The sequence below is a fragment of the Pectobacterium sp. HCp5_1 genome (genome assembly GCF_032905925.1).
In the GTDB taxonomy this organism is placed as follows: domain Bacteria; phylum Pseudomonadota; class Gammaproteobacteria; order Enterobacterales; family Enterobacteriaceae; genus Pectobacterium; species Pectobacterium brasiliense_A.
The window spans coordinates 1-3814 of sequence record NZ_JAUMIO010000071.1; the positions used below are offsets into that span (position 1 = coordinate 1).

At 37.7% G+C, this 3814-nt stretch carries 3 protein-coding genes and 1 pseudogene; all 4 read left to right on the plus strand.

Annotation, left to right across the window (positions count from 1 at the left end; genetic code table 11):
• A partial coding sequence (locus tag Q3A88_RS21635) for an IS1 family transposase (RefSeq protein WP_317178542.1) occupies window positions 1-91 on the plus strand: 91 nt, incomplete at its 5' end.
• 96 nt (window positions 92-187) lie between these two features.
• Window positions 188-1464, plus strand: a pseudogene (locus Q3A88_RS21640) (tyrosine-type recombinase/integrase).
• 46 nt (window positions 1465-1510) lie between these two features.
• Window positions 1511-2023 carry a pentapeptide repeat-containing protein gene (locus tag Q3A88_RS21930; protein ID WP_410522777.1) on the plus strand — a complete coding sequence of 171 codons (513 nt, stop codon included), beginning with the start codon at window positions 1511-1513 and terminating at the stop codon, window positions 2021-2023.
• A gap of 510 nt (window positions 2024-2533) precedes the next feature.
• Window positions 2534-3568 (plus strand): hypothetical protein, encoded by a 1035-nt coding sequence (locus Q3A88_RS21645; protein ID WP_317178639.1) that lies wholly within the window; start codon window positions 2534-2536, stop codon window positions 3566-3568.
• Window positions 3569-3814: the final 246 nt, after the last annotated feature.

Here is a 3814-nt window from a genome sequence, read left to right on the forward strand (position 1 = left end):
GAATCGTAAAACTATCGGGTACTCAAAATCAGTGGAAATGCATGACAAGATAATCGGCACATTCATCGAACGTGAACATTATCTGCAATGACCTGATCTACATATTGAATACGTGACCCTTTTGCTGGTAAAAATACTGGTAAAGCTGGTTCGATTTCGTTTTTACCAGCAATCGGAGGGAGCCGTCATGTCACTTACTGATACTAAAGTAAAAAATGCCAAGCCATCAGAAAAGGTGGTTAAGCTCACTGACGGGTTCGGCCTCTACCTGCTGGTACATCCTAACGGTTCTAAATACTGGCAGTTAGGTTATCGCTTCGAAGGTAAACAGAAAGTGTTTTCCATTGGTGTCTACCCTGCTGTTTCTCTGGCTGATGCCAGACAACGACGAGATGAAGCAAAAAAGCTGTTAGCGGCTGGAGTAGACCCAGCGCCAAAAAACAGGCTGACAACAAGTCCGTTCAAGAAAAGCGGAACAACACCCGCGCTTTCAAAACCGTCGCTAAAAGCTGGTTTGCCACCAAAACCACATGGTCAGAAGATTATCAACGTTCTGTTTGGACACGACTCGAAACTTACCTGTTCCCTGATATTGGTGAAAAAGATATTGCTGAACTGGATACAGGCGATCTGCTGGTTCCCATCAAAAAGATAGAGAAGCTGGGTTATCTGGAAATCGCTATGCGGGTAAAACAGTATGCTACTGCCATTATGCGTTATGCAGTCCAGCAAAAGATGATCCGTTTCAATCCGGCCTACGATTTGGAAGGGGCAGTTCAGAAGCCACAGACGGAACACCGCCCCGCTATTGAACTGGAAGAGATACCCACCCTGCTGGAGCGTATTGAAACCTATAAAGGTCGTAGCAGATTGACGCAACTTGCGATCAAACTCAATCTGCTGATATTCATTCGTTCCAGTGAACTGCGCTTTGCCCGATGGTCAGAGATCGATTTCAAAAGCGCTTTGTGGGTTATCCCTGAACAGCGCGAAGCCATAAAAGGGATCAAGCATTCAGGCCGTGGTGCCAAAATGCGCAGGAAGCATTATGTTCCTCTATGCGATCAAGCACTGGCAATTTTGGAAGAGCTAAAAGATCTCACCTATGACGTTAACGGTGATGACGGCTTTATCCTGACTGGCTGTTATGATGCAATGAAACCCATGAGCGAAAACACCATCAACAAGGCACTGCGCAAAATGGGCTATGACACCAAAACCGACCTGTGTGGTCATGGTTTCCGAACGCTGGCGTGTAGTGCCTTAATTGAATCGGGTATCTGGCCTGAAGATGTGGTTGAACTTCAGATGAGCCACATGGAAAAGAACAACGTTCGCGCTGCCTACACTCACAAGGCCAAACACCTTGAACAACGCCGCCTCATGTTGCAATGGTGGGCTGATTTTCTGGATGCTAACAACAACGGGATGGTGAGGCCGTTTGAGTTTGCCTCTAAAATGTAGGACTGTATAATCCCAAGGATGGGATGTTTTTCAATTAGGCATAGTGATGCGTATTAAAAAATCATTAAAACGAAAATTGAGAAAAAGAAAAATTCAACTAAGAAAAAACCGTATAATTGGGAGACCGAGTGATAAACCAAAGCTGAAATTATTGCCACGATATCCATCGCGAAAAAGAATAATAACACGTAATTTCATTAATGGTGTGTACTCAAAATCTATATGCTCTAAAATTAATTTCTCTAATATTATTTTTATAAATACCAACTTACGAGGTTCCATTTTTAAAAAAACAAAATTTAATGGCAGTAAATTTATATGCTCTGATTTTAATGGAGTTAATTTTAATTGCATCAAATTTAAAAACACAGAGTTTAAAAAATGTCTATTCTATGGCACAATTTTCAAAAAAAGCACTTTTGATAATTGTCAGTTTAAAGAATGTATTTTTATAAACATAAAGACAGAAGCATTACCAATATTAAATAAATCAAATTTGGTCTTAAAAAAACACCCGTACATCTCATTATCTACTGATTTTATAGAAAAATTGAACTAATTTAAAAAAAATAGAACATTTGACTAAAAGTAGACTGATACATATAAAGGGAGGTAAAATTAACTATGCTACATTTTATGCTATTAAAACTTTATTTAGCGATAAGGAAGAAAAAGTAATTTTATTGTTAGAAAAAATATTCGAGAAACAGAGAAAAAAGACGCCTTATACAGTAGGAAACCTCATCGAAAATCTAAAAAATATTGACACTTAATATTATTTTTGCTAGCTTAACCGAGTCCTACCCCATCCAATCGAGAGGTTGGATAGTTAAGGTTAGAACGAGGACTACCATTAAGTTGGCAAGATCTAATAACTGACATTCTGGGAGTGCTGACTATGATTGGAAACTATGCGACTGTTATAGGATTTTTAGCTTTGGTACTGTCTTATATATTGAGTAAAGTAACTGATCCAGCCTCTCGATTGTTTGGGGTTATTGGTAGATCATGATTAGAACATTATTGACCGATACCCAACTTTCAAAAAAACTTAGTAAAAGGGAAAATAATGAATTTTTTCCTACCAGTAGTTGATAAATTAGATTTTCATGAAAATTTCAAAAGAGTATTGATAAAAAACAATAAACCAGCACAAAAATTATTCAATGAATGGGCTAGTGGTTTTGTTGATCGAGACAAAAAATTAATCAAAGAATTTCAAACAACATTTAACTCAACCTTTTGGGAGGTTTATCTTTTCGCTGTACTGAAAGAATATGGATTAAACGTTGACTTCAATTACTCCTCACCCGACTTCAGTATTATCAATCAAAACATTATTATTGAAGCCACAACAGCGAACGCTGCAAAAAATAAAACACCAGAATGGGAGAAAAAATACTCCCCTGATGAGTTAGTGAAGTTAAAAAGATTCAACGAATTAAATAGAGAATCGATGATAAGACTATGCAACTCAATAAAAGAGAAAGAAAAAAAATATAATAAGATTTATTCTAAATTAGATCATGTCAGAGGAAAACCATTTGTTATCGCAGTAGCTCCCTTCGAACAACCTTATTTTAATTTACAATACGACAGAGCAGTAAGAGCAGTGTTATACAATGATTATGTGAATGAGGACGTGTTTTTAGACAATCCTGAATTATACCCTGAGGGGCCACCAAATCAACAACTCGACTATGTTAAAAAAGATAATGGAACCGAAATTCCGTTGGGTTTTTTCTGCGATGAACAATATGAAGATATCAGCGCTATAATATTTAGCTGCAATGCTACTTGGGGAAAATTATTGGCATTATCTAATAAAAATAACCCACTTGGGGAAATCTACTCTACTTGGGCGAAACCGCCTGAAGGAGTCCCCAAAAAAGTAATATGCAAAACATCTGAGTATGATGAAACCATCCTTGATGGATTAATGATATTTCATAACCCTTACGCTAAGAGGCCTCTTGATACTAAGATATTTAGAGCTAATAGAGTAGTCCAAATTTATCCCGGTGAAGAATCATTTTCTTTGGTTTTCGAGAATTATAATGACTGTTTACATTCAAGAACAATTCATATACCGCATAGTAAATAAAAAAGGCCATTAAACTCTTTTGCCAACACTTCATCCAACTATTCACAAAGTTCTGGGGCATTTCGGCTTTGAAGGGTTTTAGGTTTACCCTCCGTAGATTTTTCATATCGCGTTTAGTAATTGACTAAATAGCTTCGCCAAATAGTAGATCACTTGAAGGGAACTCAGTCCGAGTTGAGCGATCTGATCAATCGCCAAACATCACAAACCACCAACCGGACTGAGCGATGCCGATCATAGCAGCAA

Bases quoted from the DNA above. Each gene is read 5' to 3' on its own strand.
- Q3A88_RS21930 (WP_410522777.1), top strand. From the start codon at position 1,511: ATGCGTATTAAAAAATCATTAAAACGAAAATTGAGAAAAAGAAAAATT.
- Q3A88_RS21645 (WP_317178639.1), top strand. From the start codon at position 2,534: ATGAATTTTTTCCTACCAGTAGTTGATAAATTAGATTTTCATGAAAAT.